The following is a 21079-nucleotide window of genomic DNA, read 5'->3' on the forward strand; positions in this document are numbered from 1 at the left end:
TACTGTCAATAACAATGGAATTACAACCGGTAAGATTTATCAAATGGTGCACGCAAAACGTATCGGGCCGACGCTTACCCCGGACCGCTCCCGGGTCCTGATGCGGCCATTTTATCCTGTCGTAAAAGATATCACGCGGAGAATCATCGCACGCATTCTGGCACTCTCGGATGAAGAAGCAGTCAAAATGCTGTATCGGGTGCTGGGCGAGTTTGAAGACAGGCATGAACACGTTGAGAAAATATTCAGAAATCGTTTCATACAGGTAAAGCGCTTCATGGATGTGGGACAGGAAATATCATCGGAACGGCAGGCACTCATCGGGTCCTATTTTTCACACGAATATTCACCGGAGTCGGCGGCACTCTTCAATCCTTCCATTGTGCCGCACCCCGAGCAGACAGGGCTTCCTGCCGGTTCGCTGCGTTTTATTCTGAGTCTTCGCGCCACGGGCGAAGGGCACATATCCTCCATCACCTTCCGCATGGGCGTCATTAGTGCGCGGCATCGTATCACACTCACGCCTCCTGTTCCGTTTGTGACGGAACCGGAACCCGTACCCAACGCAGTTTACGAGAAAGCACTTTTTGCCCGCAAACTGAAGGAGGCGGGTCTGCACAATAACTTTTGCCGGTGCGTTGTGGATCAACTTCCCGGGGAATTTATCCTTGATGACCTGCGCCGCATTCTGGAGGAAGAACGCCGCAAAATGAATCCGGTCGATGCGATGGCCGACCGTGCCACACAGGGCATCCTGTTGCTCGCCGAATCCAACTATGAAGTGCGTTTTACTTCCGACAGCCGTGTCTCCCAGCGCGTTATCTTTCCATCAGTACCCAGTCAGAGTAACGGTATTGAGGATGCGCGATTCGTTCGATTTCAAACCAGTGACAATGGCTTTACCTACTATGCAACCTACACCGCGTACGACGGTAAGATCACGTTACCCCAATTGCTGGAGACCCGTGATTTTGTCCACTTCAAGTTTATTACACTCAATGGCGCCGCGGTGCAGAATAAAGGCATGGCCTTGTTTCCACGCAAAATCAACGGACATTATGCCATGCTCTCGCGACAGGATGATGAAAACATCCTTCTGATGTACTCCGACAATATCCATTTCTGGCAAACGTCCAGGTTGTTGCTGCAGCCTTCCCAACCGTGGGAACTCGTGAAGATTGGTACCTGTGGTTCGCCTATCGAGACAAAGGACGGCTGGCTGGTGTTGAGTCACGGGGTAGGTCCCATGCGGAAGTATTGTATCGGTGCTTTCCTGCTGGACCTTGAAGATCCCTCACGGGTTATCGGCCGCCTGCGTGAGCCGTTGCTGGAACCGAATGAAACCGAGCGTGAAGGTTATGTACCGAATGTCGTGTACACGTGTGGTGCGCTGCTGCACGGCAGTGAACTCGTTATCCCTTATGCAATGAGCGATTATGCCACGAGCTTCGCCACTGTGATGCTGGATGAACTTCTGGGGGCAATGGTATAAATGATAGTGGATTGTCTTCCGGGGGGAGGCTGCCAACAGTTCATTCGATTCATTGAAAGAGAATGTGAATTCCCTTAAAAAAACTCGCTCAAATGAATGGAACCAGTTTTTGTAAAAAGCAGACGGGCATTCTCCGGGAAGTCGTCTCCGATTAATCCCGCAAGCTGGGCATCCTGTAACGAATAGCTTCCAAAGAGCAGTGACGAGAAAATATGCAACGGGATGATATTCTCTTCTTCATAAGACCGTTTGATTACCCGGTTGTTTTCGATGATATATGAACCGGTATTATGGGGAATAATCGGGTCTTCGATTGCAAAGGAAAACTCTCCGCATTTGACGGGATTATCCTGGAGTTTGAGTTTAAGCAGGTATTCGATATTGAGGGGACGTACCATATGATCGGCTTTCACGGTCTGTAATATACGGGGATTTTTGAAGACCAGATGAAGCGGAATATCTGCGGGAAGGACACATCTCGCTTCTTTGCATTGATCCTTGTGGGTACGGATAAATGTCATAAGACCCCGAAAGGCGTCCTGATCCGTCCATGCCATTTTGCTTATCTGCATATTCATCTCAAACTGGCCGGCCGTTATCAACGAAAGGAGGATATATCCCCTGCATGTCCCGTCCCTGTAATAGAGAAACAGATGCTGCTTGCGAAAATTGAGTTCATCGATCATCTGTTTTAAACTGATATGTTTTGCCGTGATGCCGAAGGTGTAGTTTTTTACCCATTCATCCTGGACATTCCATACATCCTTGAGTTGTGAATCTTTTTCCTCGAATCGTATCATTGCGCCTTCTACGGGGAGTTCTTTAATATTGTCCGGCGAAAAGGAAAAAAAACAGGTGTCCCCGCTGTAGCCGTAGCCGAATTTCTCATAAAAAAAGAACTTGAACGGCCTGAGGGTCGAAAAGACCATGCCGCGCTTGACGTCTTCCTTGATGATGTGATTGAGGAGTTCACGGACGAGACCCTGATTTCTCATGTGCGGATGGGACTCAACCAGGGAAATACCCGACATCTTTTCCAGTGAACCGTAAATGTATGCTTCATAGTATCGGGAGATGGTCGCCGTTGCCAGCTGGCCGTCCTTGAAAAGCCCCCATGCCTCGTCCTCTGCGGTTATGGGAAAAATACGGGAAGTCCAGCCCACCTCATCGGGGAAACAATACTGTGCGAGTCTGCTGCACGCGTCTTCGTCCTTTTTCCCTTTCAAACGGCGTATCTGTTGAGCCATGAAATTACCTTAATCGGTTATACGGGGATATGTCAAGACCGGGCAGAAAAAAAAATACTTTATATTTTTTCACAGAGACAGCTGTTCTCGGACCCCGCTCTCTGATGTCCCGTTTATATAATTACCCCCATAAAATATAACGGTTAATTCCTGAAGGAATAGAAGTACCCATAAGACAATCAACCTATGTTTATTGCCCGATACCTGTGATAGAATACCGTCGTCAATGTAAATGAACATGAAAAAACAATTGTCAAAGGAGTAACATCATGAAAAAAAACATTATCAGCATTCTTTATCTTCTTTTTTCCGTCACGTTTCTTTTTTCACAGGTATATAAAGACCCGAATGCTTCGATTGAAGAGAGGGTGAACGATCTTCTTTCGCGTATGACATTACGGCAGAAAATAGGGCAGATGACTCAGGCGGAAAAGAATGCCCTCGATCCGGGCGATGTGGGCAACAATTGCATCGGTTCGATCTTGAGCGGGGCGGATTCGGAGGCGGAACCGAACAACATCGCCTCGGACTGGGCGGACATGTATGACGAGTTCCAGCGTGAGGCGATGAACGCGAGTCTCGGAATTCCGGTCATTTACGGAGTGGACGCGATTCACGGATTCGGTAATGTCAATGGGGCAACGGTGTTCCCCCACAATATCGGCCTCGGCGCCGCCCGCGATCCCGATCTTCTCGAAGAGATCGGCCGTATCGTCGCGCGGGAGGTCGCCGCAACCGGAGTCGACATGACGTTCGGCCCGTGTCTGACGGTCCCCCGCAACGAACGATGGGGGAGAACCTATGAAGGGTTCGGCGAAGACCCGGAAATACACCGACTGTTAGGCGGGCGGTATGTTACCGGCTTTCAGGGGCAGGACCTGAGTGGCGGGGAGCGGATATGCGCCACAGCAAAGCATTGGGTCGGTGACGGAGGGACTACAAACGGCAAGGACCGCGGCGATACACAGGCTACGGAGCAGGAACTCAGGGATATTCACATGGCCGCCTACGAGTCGGCGTTCAGTGCCGGGGTGGGTTCCGTTATGATTTCATACTCGAGCTGGAACTCGCAAAAATGTCACGGAAGCGGAAGGCTTATCACCGATATTCTCAAAAACGAGAAAGGATTCGACGGTTTCGTCATATCCGATTACAATGGTATTATGGAACTTTCCGGTTCGTACAGCGACCAGGTGAGGGCCGCCGTGAACGCGGGAATCGATTTGTTTATGGAACCTTTCAACTGGCAGTCGTTCATGTCGACGCTCGAATCCCTTGTCGCAAACGGACAGGTATCGGAGTCGAGGATCGACGACGCCGTACGGAGAATTCTCCGCATAAAGTTCCGGATGGGGCTTTTCGAACACCCCTACGCAGACCGTTCGCTGCTTGCGAGCGTCGGATCGACGTCCCACCGGGCCGTTGCGCGGGAGGCGGTTCGAAAGAGTCTCGTGCTGCTGAAGAACGACGGTGTTCTTCCACTTTCAAAAAGCGGTTCGGTTTTTGTCGCCGGAAAGAACGCTGACGACATCGGCAACCAATGCGGCGGCTGGACGATCAGCTGGCAGGGGTCGAGCGGCAACATCACCGAGGGGACGACCATCCTTCAGGGAATCAGGAACACAATCGGTTCGTCGGGGAAGGTGACATTCAGCCGGAACGGAAGCGGCGCACAGGGACATGACGTTGCCGTTGTCGTCATCGGCGAAACGCCCTACGCGGAAAGCCGCGGGGACTCGAACGATCTTTCGCTTGCCTCCGAAGACATCAGTGTGCTCAATACCGTCTCGAATGCCGGTATCCCGATGGTGGTTGTGCTGGTTTCGGGCCGGCCCATGCTCGTCACCGGTCAGATCGGCAACTGGAATGCTTTTGTCGCGGCATGGCTTCCCGGCTCCGAGGGCATGGGAGTCGCCGACGTCCTGTTCGGCGATTACGATTTCAGCGGCAGGCTGGCTTTTACATGGCCGAGGGATATGGGGCAGATACCGGTCAATGTCGGCGATGCGGTTTACGACCCGCTTTTTGCGTACGGCGAGGGGCTTTCCTACGGCGGAACGACGCCGGGGCCGACCTCCGCCCCGTCGGGTCAACCGGGCGACGTCAATGAAAACGGCACTATCGATATCGTGGATGCGCTTTTAGTCGCGCAGTATTATGTCGGATTATTTCCCGCGGCTTACACGGCACCGGAGTCGATCGGGGATGTGAATGGAAACGGTAATGTCGATATCGTCGACGCGCTTTTGATCGCCCAGTTTTACGTCGGGATCATCACCGGGTTTCCCTAGGTCCGGGTATTTACCCCGGGTTTTTTCCCCCCGAGTCTCGGATTCGTGAAACGGTTGAGGATATCCCACCAGAACGGACTCCCCATCGATACACCGAAGGCGGTGATGAGAACTCCGATTATCTTCCATAACAGTGCAGGACCATCCGGCGGGGGGAATTCCGTCCAGCCGAGTATCATCTGAGTCTTTTCGATTGCGCTTCTTTTTTCAGCGATTATCTGAATCGTGTTCGAGTATTCGGCGCCCTCCAGACGCGTGTCTTCTATGATCGCCTGTGTCTCGGCGACGGCCAGTTCACTCAACCGCGTCCTCGTTTCAGGCTGCGCCATAAGTTTTTGCGCCATGCCGATCGTGTCCGCGTTGAAAAAAGCGGCGACAAAAAACCCGATCGCGAACAGAATTATCTGCGTGGTGCGTTTGTACCATCCGGAGGCGCGTTCGGCGACGGATTGAAACCACTTATCGAAATTCTCCAAAACGGCGGCGGACCGCCCGCCGGTATCGCCGTGCTGTATACGCGCATCGCCGATCAGGGCGAGTATCGCATGACGGGCCGATTCATCGGATATTTTCAATGCCCCTTTTTCCATGAGGGTGAGAATATTGTCCGGAGTCGGGGGTTCCGTTACCGATTCCTCGCCGTGAATACCGGCTTCGACGAGCATATCCTGCAGCGTGAGAGCGAACTCCCTGCCGGGAATATATGAGGGAAGCTTTCCCTTTTTGGACAACGAGTTGATCAGGGGATGTTCGAAAAAGGCCCTGACGATATTCGAACCAGGCTTTTCATCCGTTTCGGGACGCGAACCTGAAACCGGAGAAACTGTGGGGTGAAAAAGTTTTTTCCCGGCGGTATGTGCATTACCCGGATCGAGGAGGTTTACGACGAGCATTACGAGATTTTTCTGCCGCATTCCGAATAATGCCGCGAGAATCTCGTTAATCCACATGCAGACGAGGCTCAGGAAAAAATAGATAAAACTCAGACCGATAAAGAGGTCGAGAATTCCGGACCCGCTCATATCATCCCCCTTTTTTTTCCGAAATGTCTTCGAGGCGTTTCATGACCGCCTTTCCGTGGAACATGAGGTCTTCCCGCCCGGCAAACTCATTGATCTTCGCCGCGTGCTTGAGCAGGGCCTCTTTCGAATAGTAGATGAGAGAACTCCGTTTGAAAAAATCATAAACACCGAGGGGGGAGAAGAAACGCGCCGTCCCTCCGGTGGGAAGAACATGGTTCGGTCCCGCCCAGTAATCGCCGACGGGTTCACTCGAATATTCGCCGACGAAAATGGCACCCGCGTGCCTGATGAGGGGGATGATCTCGTTTTCGTTTTCGACAATGATCTCGAGATGTTCGGGTGCGATTTTGTTGACCACGCGTGCGCCCTCGGCCATATCCTTTACCACGATGATCGCCCCGTAGGTCGATAGAATTCTTTTAATCAGCTTCTCGTGCTCCGTCCCCGCGAGATAGGAGAAGACGGCGGATTTCACCTTTTCCGCGAAATCGAATGAGTCGGTGACGAGGACGGCGGATTCGTATCCTGTCCTGTGTTCCGCCTGGCTCAGGAGATCAAGGGCGACCCATTCGGGATTCGCACCCTTTTGTGCCAGAACGACCACTTCAGAAGGGCCGGCGGTCATATCGATATCCACCTGGCCGAAAACCTGCTGTTTTGCGGTGGCGACATAGATATTGCCCGGCCCAACGATTTTGTCCACTTTCGGTATCGTTTCAGTGCCGTAGGCCATGGCGGCGATCGCCTGAGCCCCGCCCGCCATATACACCTTCGCGACGCCGAGCAGATCGAGCGTCGCTCCGATAAGCGGGGTTTCCAGGAAGGCGGCCGGCGGGGTGGCGACGACAATGTCGCTAACCCCGGCAATACGGGCGGGAATAATATTCATGAGGACCGTCGAAGGATAAAATGCCCTGCCTCCGGGGACATAGACGCCCACCCGGTCGAGCGGCCGGATCACCTGGCCCAGCCGGACGTTATCGGCGAACTCCGAAATCCATGATTCCTGACGCTGGTGATTATGATATGCGGTGATATTGTCCCGGGCCGCAGAAAGTATTTCAATAATTTCACCATCGATTTTATCCCTGCATGCGGAAAGGTAATCGTTGCCGATAACCCTGTTCGTTTTATCGAGCGTGATGTGATCCAGTTTTTTCGTGTACTTCGCAACCGCCCTGTCCCCGTGCTTTCTGACACAGGCGATGATTCTGTTTACCGTGGATACGATTTTTTTATCGACATACCTTCCCCTGTTAATGATCCTCCCGACTTTGTCGTCCGCGTCACTGTATTTTATAATCTCCATAATCACTCCTCCCCGTTCATGGCATCTATCACCCGTCTGGTCGTTCCTTCCATTACGAATGGGCAGCATTATAGTAACAGAGTCGGCTTACGGAGTCAATCGGGAACGGCGGATGCAGAGTGTTACGGGCGGTTGTCTCATCGATAATCGGGGATGTTCACGACACCTCATGTGCGTACGTATTGAAGGGGCGGGCCAATCGGTGTAATATATGGATAATGATAAATTCGGGCGACGAAGAGGAGGATGCAAAGATGAAACGGTTTTGCGTCATGGCTTTCATATGCATCGGCATATTGTCCTGCAACGGGGGAAAACCGGTCGATGTGACCTTTGATACGCTCGACGACCTATCCTTCACTCAGGGTATGCGTATATCGATCGAAGGATATTTTGCGGTTTCACCGACCGTATCGCTTCGATCGAAGAGTATTAACGCGCTGTTGTTCGAAAAACCTGAAAGCAAGGGGAAATCGATAACGGCGAATATCAGGATAGGGGACGGTCCTAATCATGCGGAGAAGCTTCCGCGCTATTATACGGAAGCGGATCTACACATACATACGAATAAAAACGAAATTATCGGTGCAGGGAGAAGGGTGCGTATAACGGGCAAACGGTACTGCCACGGTAACGGTGATTCCTGCTATATAATGGTCGAGACCGTCGAGAAGATACGGGAATGACGGTTGTCGTTCAATCCTTGTATACATCCGCATAGACATTGTCGGGATTTTTATAGATATCCCGGTTCACGAGACCGTATGTATAATCCCTTGACCACCTTGAGCTTATCCCGTAAAACACCCTGTTGCGTGAATAGGGTGCAGCGTGAAAACGGATATTGTGAAACGAAACGATGATGATAAAAAAGATGATGTATGCAAAGAACGGATATTGGGAAAACCGGCTGAGCAGCGGCGATAGTTTTTCACCCAGAAGATTGAGAAGGAGGACGGCAAGCAGACAGAGAAGCAGGCAGGGTACGACCCAGAACTCGTAATAATGCGCCTCCCAGTAGGTGACATAGAGGGCGAAAACGATAAATCCGGAAAGAATGAAGAAAAAGGTACGCCGGTAGCGGACCCACATAAACGGGAAAAATATAAGGCATCCGGCAAGCGTGATCAACGTAAAATAGGCGACCTGGTTATGGGTGATACCTTTTTCGTTTTCAGGTTCGTTTATTTTGTAATCGTAGTCGTAATCGAAAGTCGAAAGATTTTTTCCGGGGACACTCGAGAGAAATGACTTTGTAAAACCCCGGAAGGGGTTTTTCGGATTGAAATTCTTGAAACCTTTTCCCCAGGTATCGAGGACGGCATATCCCATAATCCATCGCTGGAAGAGGGTGTTGCCGAAGATACTTCTGCTTTCACGCCGTTCCTCCCCTGAAAAGGGGAGATTATAGACCGATTCACCGGTATAGAAGAATCCCGCGCCGATGAGGATGATCCCGGAAAGCGCCATGACGGTGACGGTAAGATACCGCGCCCGTGGATTTTCTTCGATTTCCGGCCCCTTTTCCTTTTTTTCCATTGTGAACGGAGCCGGGATGGAAGGCCGGAACAGAAGCGGCGGAAGGAGGAGGGCGATCACACTCAAGACGCAGGCAAACCCCATATACTGATGAAACATCACACCGAGAAAAAGAATGATGCCGGCGGGGAGTGCCAGCAGTACCGGTCTGCGTTTTGAACGTTCGATTCTCTGTATTATCCATACCAGGGCGATCATTGCCGAAGCCGGAAAGATTGCCGTATCGACCTTTGTCGCATAGGAAAGGTATCCATGGCAGAAACCGATGAGAATACCGCCAAGAATTCCCCAGAAAAGCCTCCCCGTCGATTCGAAGAGAAAGAGGACCGCGAAAAAAATCCCGATGCAGGCAAAAAGGATCGAACGCAGGCGGTTGTTGACGACCACATCGGTAAAGCCCGCCTCCGCGAAGTGCTCCATCATGAACTCGTGAAACAGTTTCCCACCGGACTCCATATGAAGGTGATGGGGATAATACATACATGTGGCGCCCGGTTTCAATGCGTGTTTGATGTTGTTGAGGTAGACGATCTGGTCGGAATCGAAATACTGCTGCATATGGTGGAACTGAAAAAGGAAATAGAGAAGGCTTATTGCCAGCGCGCAAAGATACGGCAGATATGGCGCTTTGCGTATGAGAGACGTCACCCGTATCGTCCTTCCGGTTTGTTCGAACCGTCATTCTCTCCGATAATCGAAGAAAATTGTCTGAACACCTTTGACGCGTTTTTTATCGAAGCGATCGTCACTTTTTCACCGGATTTTTTCATGAAAACGATCGTCCCGATACCGAGAAGCCGGAAGAGAATATTCTGTTTGAGGACGATATGATCGATTTCCGGAACGGAAAAAACATAGAGTGACGTGCAGACGACACTGTTTCTGATGTAATACGCCTTTTTGCCCGCGTTATTTATCACAAGTGAGGAAAAAAGTGCCTGTATGTGATAAATAAGAAAAAAAAGACCGATATATCCCAGAACTAAAGCGATAATCACCTGTGCGGCGGTATCGAGCGACGACCTCGTGGGGAAATCGAAATGATAGATTTCATGCAGCCTGAAAAAGCGTACAATCTCTCCCAGCCAACCGGAAAGGTACGGATAGAGATTGAAAACAAAGATAAAGACGGTGACGGCGATAATCGTTTTTACAAGGATAAGATAAAAGGGCTGCCATGTTATGACGGTACCGGATTTTTCCAGCTGCATCATGGTTGAAAGGTACCGATAGATACAGTGCTCACGCACATGCCTGTAGATATTAATGTCCTTCAGTGTGGAAACGAAACGTGTGAAGCGGGGTTTGATCGATCGATCGATCACGGCGGCGATTGACCGGGCTATCCATAAACAACCGGATTTCATTGCCCCGCATAACGTGAGAAAAAAGCTTTTTATTCGTCCGGATTCTTTCTGTGCGGCCATTCGCTCATATCCCGATCGTCCGGCTACAACAGCGGTTTCTTCGGCCAGCGGATGCCGACTTCCGCCCCGTGCCGGATCAGCAGTTCCACGATCTCCGTATGATTGCCGTCTGCCGCAAGATGCAGCGGGACATATCCCCGTTTGTTTTTTATATTCGGACTCATGCCTTTATCGAGAAGAAACGTGACAATATCCGTATAGCCCCTTTCGGAAGCCCAATGGAGAAGGGTATTGCCGCCCGAGTCGGTGAAATCGTAGGGTGAGCCCGCTTCGAGCAGAAGCATGACGGTCGACCGGTTGTCTTTTCGCAGGGCCCATTGTATGGGGGCGCGTCCGCTTTTGTCTTTCGCGGCAATGAGATTGTCCGAATCTTTCAGGAGCCCGACGATCCCGTCGTATCCCTCGTACGCCGCCCAATGCATGATCGTCATTCCGTCCTTGTCGGGGATGGCCGTTTGTGCGCCTTCTCCGATGAGGAAATCGACGATATTTTTATAACCATCGCGGACGGCGAGATAGACGGGGGTCCTCCCTTCGCTGTCCTTTGCGTCAATGTCCATTTTTTTATCCGTAACCAGCGATTTGACCATTTCGAGATTCCCCGTATCGCATGCCCAGTGAAGGATGGTAAATCCTTCGGGATTACCCGAACATGAAAAAAACAGGAAACCGGTCATACAGAAAACGAATATGACGGATAGTTGTGATCGTTTTTTCATTAAAGCCCGCTCCATATAAAAAGCATTGTTATGACATCCATTAATACCAGATGAAGACACTCACCGTCAAGGATAAAAAAACAAATCCGAATGAATATGATGTATGAACGAGAACGGAAGCGCAGGGGATGCGATGAATTTCGTGTCATGACGGAAGGCGGCCGCCGTTGCGGGGTTCTGTTGACATGGGACGATAAAAATACTATGGTCATGGTTGTCCGGTAAAAGAGGTTGTATTTGTGCGATGTTTATTTCCATTAATGATGATACTGGTTGTCCTCACGCCTTCGGGTTGTCTCAGGCAGCGGGGGACAACAGGTGAGGCGCGGATTGAAGGCGACGGCTATCCACTCTCCGTCGTCGATGATTATGGAAACACGTTCGCGGTCCGGGAAAAACCCCGCAGGATTATCTCCGGTGCGTTGTTTATCGATGAACTGCTGCTCTCGATTGTTCAAAAGGGAGATATTGCCGCCGTCACGAATTTCGCGGAAGACGGAGAAACGTCTAACATTGAACACGACCTTGACGGTATTGAACACAGAATACCCTTCAATGTGGAAATATACCTGTCGCTCAAACCGGATATCGTCTTTCTCTCATCGTGGAGCGGTTTCGGGGGCGCCGAACAGCTTCGTGACGCGGGGATACCGGTCTGTATCCTGGATTTTCCCGTCACGTTTAACGGGGTTATTCGTACTATCAGGTTTCTTGCACGGTTGACCGCTGAAAAGGAAAGCGGTGAAGAACTGATCGAATGGATGGAAGATAAACTCAATCAAATCGAACGTTTACTTTCACCGCTGACGGAAGAAGAAAGGCTTACGGTAATGGATTATTCGGCGGATTTCGGCACATCCTTCGGCGCCGGTTCGATGTGGGATGAAATAGTGCGCCATGCCGGCTTGAAGAACGCGGTGGCGGCTCTGGATGCCGACAGATGGGGCGCCGTCCCGATTTCAAAAGAAGCACTCATCAGGCTCGATCCGGATATTATCATTTTACCGGACTGGGTGTATGGAGAACGGGACGGCGCCGACAGGAACTATAGCCTTTTTATGGAAGATCCCGCGTTCAGGGTACTCTCCGCGGTCAAAAACCGGCGGGTTTACCGGATTCCGGAAAAACACAGGAGTTCCGGTTCGCATTACAGTGTGTTAGGCGTTGAAGACCTGGCGCGGCGCGCTTATCCGACGATCTTCGGGCGGGAAAATGAGGAATAAATCGGGATTCCCTCTATTAATTGTACTTGCCGTTCTGGTTCCGGTCGCTGTCATCCTCTGTACCGGAATCGGACCGGTGATGGTGGACCCCGCCGGTATAATAGGAGTCATCCTCTCAAAACTCGGTTTCCTTTCGGCAGGGGAGGCGGACGAGGTTTTGGAGGTGACGATTCTGTTTGTCCGTCTTCCCCGTGTAATAACGGCATTGCTTGTGGGGGCCGCGCTTGCTTCAGCCGGCGCGACGATGCAGGGATTATTCAGGAATCCCCTTGCAAGTCCGGAAATTCTCGGTGTTTCGGCGGGTGGAAGTCTCGGCGCCGTCATCGCGATCGGCACCGGGCTTTTTTCGTTGAATATCTTTTTGATGCCGCTTGTTTCAGTGACGGGGGCCCTCGCCGCGGCCGCGGTGATTTATGTTATTTCCACTTACAGGGGCAATACATCGCTTCTTTTTATCATTCTCGCCGGCATGGCCGTTTCTTCCTTTTTTACCGGAATAATTTCCGCCGTCCTCCTTTTTACGGCCGAGCATCAGGTCAGCCAGTTTATTTTCTGGACAATGGGTGCTTTGGATCAACGGAGATGGGAACATATTATCATGGCACTCCCTATTCTCCTTCCCGTTATCATCCTCCTCGTCTTTTTTTCACGGGATCTCAACCTCTTTTCTCTGGGTGAGGAAAAGGCCCGGGTGCTGGGCATGCGCGTGGAACTGGTAAAACGTCTTTTGCTTTTCTTTTCGGCGGTCGCGACCGGTGTAGCCGTTTCGATCAGCGGAACAATCGGGTTTGTCGGACTCATGGTCCCCCATCTTCTGCGGCTTCTGATAGGCCCGGACAACAGGACGCTCGTCCCCGTCTGTGCGCTCGGCGGAGGACTCTTCCTCATGACCGCCGATGCGATCGGCCGTACGGTTTTTGCCCCGTATGAAATACGGGTCGGTATTATTACTGCGGCTATCGGTGCGCCCTACCTCCTTTTTCTCATCTTCGCTTACCAGCGGAAGGCATTCGGGGGAACGAAAGGAAGGGGGAATGCTCCGGTTTTGTGATGTCGGTTACCGCATCGGCGGCACATGTATTATCGACTCGGTGAGTTTTGAAGCAGGCGAGGGTGAGTTTATCGGCCTTATCGGTCCGAACGGTTCCGGCAAGACCACGCTGCTCAGGCTGGCGGACCGTCTCATTTCCCCCACGAAAGGATATATCACACTCAAAGGGAAGCCGCTTCATCGATATACGGAGCCGGAACTCGCGACACACTGCTCGTTTATGCAGCAGGAGGGGGCGGTGGGTTTTAACTTTACCGTTTCATCCGTCGTCATGTTCGGCCGTTATCCGTACAGGAGGTGGGCGCGATGGGAGACGGAAGAAGACAGGGAGAAAGTCCGCCGCGCGCTCGATTACGTGGGATTGCATGGATTCGAGGAAAGGCCGATACTGGAATTGTCGGGCGGTGAACGGCAACTCGTTTTTTTCGCCATGACACTCGTGCAGGAGACGGAGGTGCTTCTTCTCGACGAGCCGACTTCGAACCTCGATATAAAACATCAGCAGAGAATTTTCTCGATGGCCGAAGAGTTGTGCAGGGAAAAAAAGACGATAATCGCAGCGATTCACAATCTGAACGAAGCTTCACGGTACTGTTCCCGGCTGGTTCTTCTCGATGAGGGACGAATCGCCGCGGACGGGAAACCGGATAACGTCATCGCACCCGGCCTCATCGACCGCGTGTACGGGGTAAAGACCGATATCGGTATTAATACCTCGACGGGAAGCAGGCTCGTGAGTGTCGTCCCCCGGCGGGCGGGACCGGAAGGTCCGCGGGTCCATCTTATCGGCGGGGCGGGAAGCGCCGTCAATCTGACCAGGGAGCTGTTCAGGCTCGGTTTTCGGATCACGGGGGGAATCGCGCACGTAAACGATACCGATGCGATGCTGTGGAGGAGTCTTGGTATCGAAACGGTAACGACTGCGGCTTTTTCCGAGATCGACGGCGAAGCGGTTTCCGGGGCTGTTCCGTATGTCGTCGGGGCGGATTTCACGATTCTTTGTTCTTTTCCCGTCGGTGAAGGAAACGCGGCGAATCTGGAACTTGCGGGAAAAGCCCGCCGTCTGATTATCGTCGAACCGGATGAGTATGAGGAAAGGGCTTTTTTTTCCGGTCGGGCGGAAACGATGTTCATGCGGCTGCGGGAAGGGGCGGCTTTATTGACTTATAGCGAAATAATCCGGATGTTCGAAGAAATGGTATAGCCCGGAAACACAAATACCGTCAAAAGAGCTTGACTATGGTATGCCGATGGTTTAGATTTAATACAGGTATATTTATATCAGGGAGACAATCATGTCGATAATGCCGATAAAGGACGGAGATATTCTGTCGCTTATTGTCAGGATAAACGATCATTTCAGAAACAATATAACAAACAGGTTTCTCAGAAAAGCGCTTTTAGTCATGGAAATTCCCCAGTCGACATGGGACATTCTCGAGGGGATGGCGGACAAGGAAACGTACGGCAAGCTCGAGGGATATAAATTCCATGAACTCTATGAGTTTATTCTGGCCGCAGCGACGTTTATCCATCACGCAAAGAAAGAAGTCAAACCCCGGCTGAAGTCCCTTCTCTCGTCGGGCTCGCAGACGATGCTGTCCAGAAACGGACCCGAGACGAACAAAGACAAGGTACTGCGGGAAATGGCAATCAGTAATTTTGGTTCGAATCTCGGCATATTCGCCGATCTGGTCAATGAACTCTATATGAAAACGGTGGCACTCGACAAGGCAACCCATAATAACAGAAATTGTGTATTTGAAAAAAATCCCGAACTCCAGCAGGTAGGCCAGTATCTGGTCGACTGACATCGCCCGGATATAATCCGGTCAGCAGATTTCCCTGACGGCACGATCGATTTCCTCGAATAATTCTTCCATATCCCCCGTATCGATATTCGCGTAAGCGATTCGAAGCAGACGGTCTTCGATGGAAACCGTGCCGATGTGCCGTTCATAAAGAAGATACTGTCTGAGTTTTTCAGCGCTTCCCCTCTCGAGCCTGAAACACATGAAATATCCGGAATTATAGGGAAGTGGCTGCAGCGGAGAGTCTTTATCCCGTTTGGCCAGGATTTCCTTAATTTTATCGTATTTTTCCTTTACAATCCTGACGTTTTCTTCCTTTTCTCTTTCATAACTGCTGCTTTTGAGTGCACGTATGATGAGACTCTGGCCGAGCCTGCTGGAGTTCGAAATCGTGGAACGGATAAGTCCCATGGTTTTTTGTTCCAGCGCATGGTAGTGTTCCGTACCGAGTCCCTTGCCCCCGTAAGTAAGAAAACCGATTCTGAATCCCCAGACAAAATCCTCTTTTGTCGAACCGTCGAGTTTGACCGCGAGAATATTACGGTGAAGTCCCGCCAGCGCGGCGAAGACCGATTGCGGGTAGATATTGTCTTCAAAAAACAATCCGAAATACGAATCATCGGTAATGACCAAAAGGTTCGATCCGGAATCGGCGGCTTTATACAGCACCTCGACAAGCGGCTCTATTTCATCGACGGTGGGCGAATAGCCGGTCGGATTGTTCGGAAAATTGAGAAGGATAATGAGTTTCTCCTTCGATCCATGCCGTTCTATTGTTTTTTGAAGACTCGGAAGATCGAGTTTTCCATTATCATTGAAAAACGGGACACTGACGATGTTCGCTTCCTTTTTCACTTCGAATATCAGGCGATAGTTGCCCCAGAACATATCCGGGATGATGATAGTGTCTCCCGGATCGATAAAAAGATCCGCTATTATGGAAATACCCGATGTAATCCCCGCGACGACAAGGGGATGGCTCGTCGGTTTTCCCGCAAGATCGGGATTCTTTTTTTCCATGTTTTTTTTCCAGAGGTCCCGCAGTTCAGGAAGCCCCGGCGTCGATGCATAGGGAAATATTTCTTCCGGATCGAGCGACGGTATAAGTTGTCGTATCGACGGGAGAAACAGCGGCTTGCCCTTTTGACCTGCCGTTCCGATGGTGGCGTTGTAACGGTGGGCATGTTTCGTTGCTTCCATGCTCTGCGCGACGATTCCCTTTGGGAAATAGAAGCGTTTCCCGAGCGATGAAAGCAAAGCAAACGCGGCTGTTCCTTCGAGTTTTCTGTTCAGTTCTATCGCTAACGGATTCATGTGTATGAACATATATAAAAACATCGATTGAGTCAAGTTCTGGCAATGCTTTGCCGTATAAATTTTACCATTTGTGCTGTTTCTGCCGGAAACTACTGGAAAAAGAATCAAATCTTTTTTATTATATTCCGTGAGATTTTTATCAGTGCCATTACATTGGTGCTTTCCGGGAGGAAAATTTCATGGGTGATTTTTACAGACAGACTCAAGATGAGGTACTGAAGGAATTCAAGACGGTTATTGCGGAGGGGCTTTCCGAAAAGGAAGCGGAAGAAAGGCTGCTTTCCTGCGGTAAAAATGAGCTGATAGAAAAAAAACGGAAATCGCTTTTACAGATTCTTTTCAATCAGATAAAGGAGGTGATGGTTCTTATTCTGATTGTTGCCGCAATCGTCTCGATATTCCTCGGCGAGTATGTCGATGGGGCCGTTATCTTTGTCATCGTCGTCCTCAATACGATCCTGGGATTCTGGCAGGAGGTGAAAGCGGAAAACGCGATGGCCGCGCTCAAAAAACTTTCGGTTCCGTTCGTTCGTGTAAGGAGGGACGGCACTATCCGGGAAATCGCCGCATCCGGACTCGTGCCGGGCGACATTGTGATCGTTGAGACCGGTAATATCGTGCCCGCGGACGCACGACTCATATCATCACCCCATCTCCGCGTTCGGGAATCGACATTGACCGGTGAATCCGTGCCGGTCGAAAAGCATACCGATCCGCTTCCCGGCAGGGCACCGATCGGGGACAGAAAAAACATGATCTACATGGGAACGATCGTCACGTACGGCCGCGGCGAGGCCGTGGTAACCGCGACCGGGATGAACACGGAGCTTGGAAAGATAGCGACAATGCTCGGGGATGTCGAGGAAGAACAGACACCCCTGCAAAAGCGGCTGGCCCGTCTCGGGGGCGTTCTTGCCGCTTCGGCGCTTGTTCTCGTTATCATTGTTTCCGCGATATCGCTCCTCCGGGGTGAAGACCGGTTGACGATGTTCATGACCTCGATCAGCATGGCGGTGGCGGCGATTCCGGAAGGGCTTCCCGCCGTCGTCACGATCGCTTTGGCACTGGGAGCGCGAAGCATGTTGAAGAAGAAGTCGCTCATCAGAAACCTGCCCTCGGTCGAAACACTCGGTTCGGTAACGGTTATCTGTTCGGATAAAACGGGAACCCTCACCCAGAACAGGATGACGGTAACCGGTATCGTGGTTCGGGAACAAACATATTCGATAGAAGAAGCCGTGACAAAGGAAAAAGAAGGCGGCGGCACTACCGTTTCTCTTTTTCTCGCGGGGGGCATTCTTTGTAACGACGCCGTTCTCGCGGCCGGGATAGGTAATGGTGAGGATAGTGAGGCGGAAAATGCAGGACTTATCGGGGACCCGACCGAAGGCGCATTAATCGCTGCTGCCGCAAAAATCGGATTGGACAAGAAAGAACTCGAGCATGATCTGCCGAGGGTGGCGGAACTGCCGTTTGATTCGGGCAGGAAGAGAATGACCACGGTACATGTGCCCGCGGATGAGTTGAGTGAAAAGACCCGACGCCTTATCGGGCTTTGTCCGGATTATAAAAAGGGCATGTATATCGCCTTTACAAAAGGTTCGGTCGACGGGCTCATGCAGATATCGAAGAAGGCGGTACGGGACGGAAGCATCGAGGAGCTTTCCGATGACGCGAGGCGGAACATTCTCCTTGAAAACGAAAGAATGGCGAAAAACGGCATACGGGTGTTGGGCGTTGCATGCCGGATGCTCGATCGGACGTCGTTTGACCGTCCCGATCGCTATGAAGAAGACCTTGTTTTTATCGGTATGGCGGGCATGCTCGATCCGGTAAGACCGGAAGCCGCCGAAGCGGTGGCCCTTTGCCGGCGTGCGGGTATACGGCCCGTGATGATCACCGGCGATCATCCGCTGACCGCGCTTCATATCGCACGCCAACTCGGTATCACGGACGCCGACTCCTGCGTAACGGGAGAGGAACTCTCCTCGATGAACTTTATCGATCTCGAGCACGTTGTGGGTGAAGTATCGGTATATGCGCGGGTATCACCGGAACATAAAATGAAGCTCATCGACGCACTTCAGAGTGCCCACCATATTGTCGCCATGACCGGAGACGGGGTTAATGATGCGCCCGCGTTGAAATCGGCGGATATCGGTGTTTCCATGGGGATCACCGGTACGGATGTGGCAAAGCAATCGTCGGACATGGTATTGCTCGACGATAACTTCGCCACCCTGGTGTCCGCCGTCAAAGAAGGACGGACGATCTATGATAATATCAAGAAGTTTATCACATATATATTGACGGGAAATTTCGGTGAAATTCTGGTAATGTTGTTTGGACCGCTCCTGGGAATGCCGCTTCCCCTCGTCCCCACGCAGATTCTCTGGATCAATCTCGTTACAGACGGGGCACCCGCCATCGCCCTGGGGTATGAGAGAACGGAAAAGGATACGATGCGAAGGCCTCCCTACGGGCCGGATGAAAGTCTGTTTGCCCGCGGTGTCGGCGCCCGGATACTCTGGGCGGGGGGATTGATCGCTTTTCTTTCTCTGGCCGCAGGCTATTTTTTCTTCCTCCGGGGTTCCGATGTCGATACGTGGAGAACGGTCGTGTTTACGACACTTACGTTTTGCCAGATGATGTATGTGATGGCGGTCCGTTCGTTTAAGGAATCAGTTTTCAGACTCAATCCGCTTTCAAACCCGGTATTGCTGCTTTCCGTCTTGTCGACAATCGGACTGCAAATGATGCTTGTCTATGTGCCTTTTTTTCAGGAGATTTTCAGGACCGCCCCCCTCTCATGGTTTCAGCTTTTCGTTTGTTGCGCTGCCGGATTGATCGTCGTTGCCGCGGTCGAGCTGGAAAAGCTTTTTTTGCGGTATATTCAGAAAAAAATGAACAGGTAAAATAAGCAATTAAATATTGTAATTTGAATGTCAAAACGAAAAATATATGAAAAATACTTGAAAAAAACCATGAAGTTACCTATTATAATGCAATTAATGTAGAGAGGAGAAGCCTCGTCTCCTTTTAAATCAAATTCGTGTAAAGGAGTGTGTTATGAAAAAGTTATTTTTACTGGCATTGTTGTTGGGTCTGATTTTCGGTTGTGTCAGTTCTGAAAAAGCAACCACAACAGAGAAAACAGACATGACAGCCGACGATAAAGCGGAAACGGCAGCGGCCGCCGAAGTCCAGAGAAGGGCGATACCCGGTTTTGTTGCGGCAAAAGCGGCAAAGGCCCCCGTCATTGACGGTGTGATCGGCAAGGATGAATGGAAAGACGGCAACATGTATCCGCTCGGTTTCAATCAATTGAGTTTGAGTGATCAACGTCCGCCGAAGGATCAGAATGACCTTTCCGGTGACTGGACTGTTGTTTTCAATGGCAAGACATTATACGGGATGGTAACAAGAAAAGACGATGCTACCTTTCTCGATGCCGAAAATGTGTGGGAAAATGATTGCGTCGAGGTGTTTTTGGATCAGAAAGGCAAATTCGTTCAGTTGAGAACACTCATCGGTGAGGATTTCGCCGGGGCCGAATTCGCGGGTAGCCAGAAGGCGGTATGGAGTGCCGACGGTAAGGTATTGGAGTATTCGGTCGACATGCCGGAAGCCAATCTCGAGGGAACGGTATGCGGATGGGCGCTCGCTTTGGCGGATAATGACGGTTCGGGAAGGGATTATCAGCTCTACCCGATCACCGGTCAGAACGACAGCTGGCAGGGGGTAAACCTGGGAACCCTTGTGTTCGGAAAAGCATCGGGTTCGGCGGAAGCGGCTCGCGTCGTGGTTCCTTTCAAGGCGAAAGCCGCGGCAGGCGATATCGCGGTTGACGGATCGTATTCGAACGATGAATGGAAAGCCGCGGTCAAATATCCTTTCCTTTTCAATCAGCTGAATACCAAAGACGAACGATTCAACAAGGACTTCAAAGACCTGTACGGCGAATGGGGCGTCGCGTATAAGGGCAATATGCTTTACGGCTATGTTCTCAGACAGGACGACAAAACGGTCGGAAGCGCCGGCGATGTCTGGGAAAACGACAGTGTCGAAGTCTTCCTCGATTCCGAAGGGAACTTCGCCCAGCTGAGAACACTCATCGGCAAGAAATTCGACAGCGACAAATACAAGGGTACCGCTGTCTGGTCCGCCGACGGTTCTGTCCTAGAGTTTTCTTTTGATTTCGGAAAACCATGCGCCTCTCTGGGAATCATCGGGTTCAATATCGCACTTGCCGACAATGACGGCGGTTCGACAAGAGAGTTCCAGCTTTATCCTGTTTTTGGCGTGAATGACTGCTGGCAGGGCAAAAATCTTGCCGAACTGGAATTCGTAAAATAATACATACGACGTCAAGATATGAAAGCCCCGCGCGCCGAAAGGCATACGGGGCTTTTTTTTAGTGCGCCCGGCAGGGCGCACCCACTTGGAGGTGACCTGAGAAAACAGGAAGTCCTCTACAGGCCAGGCAGGGGGAACTGTTAGCCGGACGGCAAGGGTGTCCATCGTGAGGTGGAATCTGAAGGAAACCGCAGGCAAACCACTGCCCTGACGCGTCTCGCAACGAAGTTTCCGGCCACAGAAACCGTATATGAGGCATACTGTCTGGATGAGAA

General features: G+C 51.2%; 16 protein-coding genes. 9 read left to right on the forward strand and 7 right to left on the reverse strand.

What is annotated here, in order from left to right:
* Window positions 1–43: 43 nt before the first annotated feature.
* Entirely contained in the window at window positions 44–1492 is a 1449-nt protein-coding gene (locus JW881_13065) for a glycoside hydrolase family 130 protein (protein MBN1698438.1), read from the forward strand.
* Between the two features lie 74 nt (window positions 1493–1566).
* Here JW881_13065 and JW881_13070 read toward each other — a convergent pair whose 3' ends face one another.
* Window positions 1567–2739 carry a GNAT family N-acetyltransferase gene (locus JW881_13070; protein MBN1698439.1) on the reverse strand — a complete coding sequence of 391 codons (1173 nt, stop codon included), beginning with the start codon at window positions 2737–2739 and terminating at the stop codon, window positions 1567–1569.
* A 269-nt stretch (window positions 2740–3008) separates the two neighbouring features.
* Between JW881_13070 and JW881_13075 the strand changes: the two genes are divergently transcribed.
* Complete coding sequence (locus JW881_13075; GenBank protein ID MBN1698440.1) at window positions 3009–5030, forward strand: glycoside hydrolase family 3 C-terminal domain-containing protein; 2022 nt, start codon at window positions 3009–3011, stop codon at window positions 5028–5030.
* Here JW881_13075 and JW881_13080 read toward each other — a convergent pair.
* Together JW881_13080 and hisD are read right to left on the reverse strand one after the other, a co-directional pair.
* A complete protein-coding gene (locus JW881_13080; protein ID MBN1698441.1) occupies window positions 5027–6052 on the reverse strand; it encodes a hypothetical protein in 1026 nt (341 codons plus the stop codon). The two genes, JW881_13075 and JW881_13080, sit on opposite strands and share 4 nt — an antisense overlap.
* Window position 6053: 1 nt before the next feature.
* On the reverse strand, window positions 6054–7361 hold the full coding sequence (gene hisD, locus JW881_13085; protein MBN1698442.1) for a histidinol dehydrogenase: 1308 nt from the start codon (window positions 7359–7361) through the stop codon (window positions 6054–6056).
* Between the two features lie 119 nt (window positions 7362–7480).
* Here hisD and JW881_13090 point away from each other — a divergent pair, with 119 nt between their 5' ends.
* Window positions 7481–8047: a hypothetical protein gene (locus JW881_13090; GenBank protein MBN1698443.1), complete on the forward strand. Its 567-nt coding sequence runs from the start codon at window positions 7481–7483 to the stop codon at window positions 8045–8047.
* Window positions 8048–8057: 10 nt separating this feature from the next.
* Here JW881_13090 and JW881_13095 read toward each other — a convergent pair whose 3' ends face one another.
* Genes JW881_13095 through JW881_13105 form a run of 3 tightly spaced genes read right to left on the reverse strand, consistent with a single transcriptional unit; the run spans window position 8058 to window position 11046 of the window.
* A complete protein-coding gene (locus tag JW881_13095) occupies window positions 8058–9548 on the reverse strand; it encodes a hypothetical protein (protein ID MBN1698444.1) in 1491 nt (496 codons plus the stop codon).
* Window positions 9545–10327, reverse strand: coding sequence for a PH domain-containing protein (locus JW881_13100; protein ID MBN1698445.1), 783 nt, complete (start codon window positions 10325–10327; stop codon window positions 9545–9547). The genes JW881_13095 and JW881_13100 overlap by 4 nt, the downstream gene beginning before the upstream one ends.
* 23 nt (window positions 10328–10350) lie before the next feature.
* Window positions 10351–11046 carry an ankyrin repeat domain-containing protein gene (locus JW881_13105; GenBank protein MBN1698446.1) on the reverse strand — a complete coding sequence of 232 codons (696 nt, stop codon included), beginning with the start codon at window positions 11044–11046 and terminating at the stop codon, window positions 10351–10353.
* Between the two features lie 260 nt (window positions 11047–11306).
* On the opposite strand from JW881_13105, the gene JW881_13110 reads away from it, so the two are divergent.
* From JW881_13110 to JW881_13125, 4 genes are all read left to right on the forward strand, one after another.
* The gene (locus JW881_13110; protein MBN1698447.1) at window positions 11307–12269 is read left to right on the forward strand and encodes an ABC transporter substrate-binding protein; all 963 of its coding nucleotides are present in this window, start codon (window positions 11307–11309) and stop codon (window positions 12267–12269) included.
* A complete protein-coding gene (locus JW881_13115; GenBank protein ID MBN1698448.1) occupies window positions 12259–13320 on the forward strand; it encodes an iron ABC transporter permease in 1062 nt (353 codons plus the stop codon). Before JW881_13110 ends, JW881_13115 begins: the two co-directional genes overlap by 11 nt.
* Window positions 13304–14524, forward strand: coding sequence for an ABC transporter ATP-binding protein (locus JW881_13120; protein MBN1698449.1), 1221 nt, complete (start codon window positions 13304–13306; stop codon window positions 14522–14524). Before JW881_13115 ends, JW881_13120 begins: the two co-directional genes overlap by 17 nt.
* A 91-nt stretch (window positions 14525–14615) precedes the next feature.
* Window positions 14616–15131 (forward strand): hypothetical protein, encoded by a 516-nt coding sequence (locus tag JW881_13125; protein MBN1698450.1) that lies wholly within the window; start codon window positions 14616–14618, stop codon window positions 15129–15131.
* Between the two features lie 21 nt (window positions 15132–15152).
* Here the strand turns inward: JW881_13125 and JW881_13130 are convergent, their stop codons facing one another.
* A complete protein-coding gene (locus tag JW881_13130) occupies window positions 15153–16445 on the reverse strand; it encodes an aminotransferase class I/II-fold pyridoxal phosphate-dependent enzyme (GenBank protein ID MBN1698451.1) in 1293 nt (430 codons plus the stop codon).
* Between the two features lie 182 nt (window positions 16446–16627).
* On the opposite strand from JW881_13130, the gene JW881_13135 reads away from it, so the two are divergent.
* Both JW881_13135 and JW881_13140 read left to right on the forward strand, forming a co-directional pair.
* Window positions 16628–19363 carry a cation-translocating P-type ATPase gene (locus JW881_13135; protein ID MBN1698452.1) on the forward strand — a complete coding sequence of 912 codons (2736 nt, stop codon included), beginning with the start codon at window positions 16628–16630 and terminating at the stop codon, window positions 19361–19363.
* A 154-nt stretch (window positions 19364–19517) separates the two neighbouring features.
* The gene (locus tag JW881_13140; protein MBN1698453.1) at window positions 19518–20804 is read left to right on the forward strand and encodes a hypothetical protein; all 1287 of its coding nucleotides are present in this window, start codon (window positions 19518–19520) and stop codon (window positions 20802–20804) included.
* Window positions 20805–21079: the final 275 nt, after the last annotated feature.

The sequence above is a fragment of the Spirochaetales bacterium genome, assembly GCA_016930085.1.
In the GTDB taxonomy this organism is placed as follows: Bacteria; Spirochaetota; Spirochaetia; order SZUA-6; family JAFGRV01; genus JAFGHO01.

What these genes read in the sequence shown, in the direction of transcription:
- JW881_13065 (MBN1698438.1), top strand. Translation starts at nt 44, where the DNA reads ATGGTGCACGCAAAACGTATCGGGCCGACGCTTACCCCGGACCGCTCC.
- JW881_13070 (MBN1698439.1), bottom strand. Translation starts at nt 2,739, where the DNA reads ATGGCTCAACAGATACGCCGTTTGAAAGGGAAAAAGGACGAAGACGCG.
- JW881_13075 (MBN1698440.1), top strand. Translation starts at nt 3,009, where the DNA reads ATGAAAAAAAACATTATCAGCATTCTTTATCTTCTTTTTTCCGTCACG.
- JW881_13080 (MBN1698441.1), bottom strand. Translation starts at nt 6,052, where the DNA reads ATGAGCGGGTCCGGAATTCTCGACCTCTTTATCGGTCTGAGTTTTATC.
- hisD (MBN1698442.1), bottom strand. Translation starts at nt 7,361, where the DNA reads ATGGAGATTATAAAATACAGTGACGCGGACGACAAAGTCGGGAGGATC.
- JW881_13100 (MBN1698445.1), bottom strand. Translation starts at nt 10,327, where the DNA reads ATGGCCGCACAGAAAGAATCCGGACGAATAAAAAGCTTTTTTCTCACG.
- JW881_13105 (MBN1698446.1), bottom strand. Translation starts at nt 11,046, where the DNA reads ATGAAAAAACGATCACAACTATCCGTCATATTCGTTTTCTGTATGACC.
- JW881_13110 (MBN1698447.1), top strand. Translation starts at nt 11,307, where the DNA reads ATGATGATACTGGTTGTCCTCACGCCTTCGGGTTGTCTCAGGCAGCGG.
- JW881_13115 (MBN1698448.1), top strand. Translation starts at nt 12,259, where the DNA reads ATGAGGAATAAATCGGGATTCCCTCTATTAATTGTACTTGCCGTTCTG.
- JW881_13120 (MBN1698449.1), top strand. Translation starts at nt 13,304, where the DNA reads ATGCTCCGGTTTTGTGATGTCGGTTACCGCATCGGCGGCACATGTATT.
- JW881_13125 (MBN1698450.1), top strand. Translation starts at nt 14,616, where the DNA reads ATGTCGATAATGCCGATAAAGGACGGAGATATTCTGTCGCTTATTGTC.
- JW881_13130 (MBN1698451.1), bottom strand. Translation starts at nt 16,445, where the DNA reads ATGAATCCGTTAGCGATAGAACTGAACAGAAAACTCGAAGGAACAGCC.
- JW881_13135 (MBN1698452.1), top strand. Translation starts at nt 16,628, where the DNA reads ATGGGTGATTTTTACAGACAGACTCAAGATGAGGTACTGAAGGAATTC.
- JW881_13140 (MBN1698453.1), top strand. Translation starts at nt 19,518, where the DNA reads ATGAAAAAGTTATTTTTACTGGCATTGTTGTTGGGTCTGATTTTCGGT.